The sequence below is a fragment of the Massilia sp. CT11-108 genome (assembly GCF_047302915.1).
In the GTDB taxonomy this organism is placed as follows: Bacteria; Pseudomonadota; Gammaproteobacteria; order Burkholderiales; family Burkholderiaceae_D; genus Telluria; species Telluria orientalis.
On record NZ_JBKYMO010000929.1, the window covers coordinates 1 to 1284 of the forward strand.

A 1284-nucleotide genomic window follows, 5' to 3' on the forward strand; every position below is an offset into this window, starting at 1 on the left:
TCACGCTGCCCGCGTCCAGCGCGACCGCGCGGCTCGCTCTCAGGACGACGCGGCCGTTCGCGCCCATGACGGCGCTGTCCGCGTTGACGACGCCGCGCTGGTTCACCAGGGCGCCGTAGATGCCGATGCGGCCGCCCTGCGCGATCACCTGCCCCAGGTTGATGGCCTGTCCGGCCGGCGCGGAAAGCTCCACACGCAGGTCCGGATCGTTCGAATCCACCAGTTGCACGCTGTGGCCCGCCGCGAGGATCACGTCACCGTTCGGTGCCGTGACGATGCCTGTGTTCTCGACATTCGGCGCGATCAGGAAGACCTGGCCGCCGGACGGCGTCGCGATCGTGCCCTCGTTGCGCACGCTGCCCGCGACGGTGCCCGCCTGGAAGCGCTTGCGGCCCGCCTGGAAGTCGGCGTCGCTGATGTTCAGCGTGGAGGCCACGAGACCGTTCACGTCCACGCGCGCCCCCTGGCCGAACAGGATGCCGTTCGGGTTGATCAGGAAGACCTTGCCGTTCGATTGCAGCGCGCCGAGGATCTTCGTCGGGTCCTGGCCCAGCACGCGGTTCAGCACCGCGCTGTCCGCGCTCTGCTGGATGAAGCGCGTGACCTCGCCGGCGCCGATATTGAAACTCTGCCAGTTGATGATCGCGCCGGGCGTGTTCGTGATCGAGAACACGTTGCCCTGCTGGTTGAACGTCGCCTGGCCGGCGACGACCTGCGGCAGCGTGGGCGCGGCGAAACCGGTCGCGCAGTAACACGCCGCAAGCAGCAGCGCACCGAGCCGTCTTTGGATGGAAGAAGTCATGGATGGATCCTCAATACGCCAGCGCCACGCGCACGTGGAGCTTGTTCCTGCTGGTGGCCGCTACCTGGCCCATGTGCAGGCCGTGGCCGTAGTCGAGCTGCACGCTGGCCGCGCGGCCCGCCGAGACGCGCAGGCCGAGGCCCGTGCTGGAGATCGCGGTGCGATGCAGCTCGGCCGGGAGTGCGCGATTGCGCTCGCCCCAGGCCGTGTCGTAGAAGCCGAGCAGGCGGCATTGCCAGCCCGCGCGGCCGCACAGGTCGGGCGTGTACACTTCGATGTTGGAGACGATGCCCGTGTCCGTCGCGAGATCGCGTTCGCCGAAGCCGCGCACGGTCGTCGCGCCGCCGGCGCCGAACTGCTCGCCCGGCACCAGCGCATCGTGCGTCCACTGGCCGTTCAGCAGCACGCGCGTCTGCCAGTCGGCGGCCACGATGCTGGTGAAGGCGGCCGCGAAGCGCACCATGCGGTAGCCGGCCTTGGCG

General features: G+C 69.5%; 2 protein-coding genes. Both read right to left on the reverse strand.

From position 1 onward, the window contains the following. A partial coding sequence (locus ACEN88_RS32080) for a filamentous hemagglutinin N-terminal domain-containing protein (protein WP_413346242.1) occupies positions 1-802 on the reverse strand: 802 nt, incomplete at its 3' end. 10 nt (positions 803-812) lie between these two features. Continuing rightward, positions 813-1284, reverse strand: a 472-nt coding sequence (locus ACEN88_RS32085) for a ShlB/FhaC/HecB family hemolysin secretion/activation protein (RefSeq protein WP_413346243.1), incomplete at its 5' end; no start/stop codon positions are given.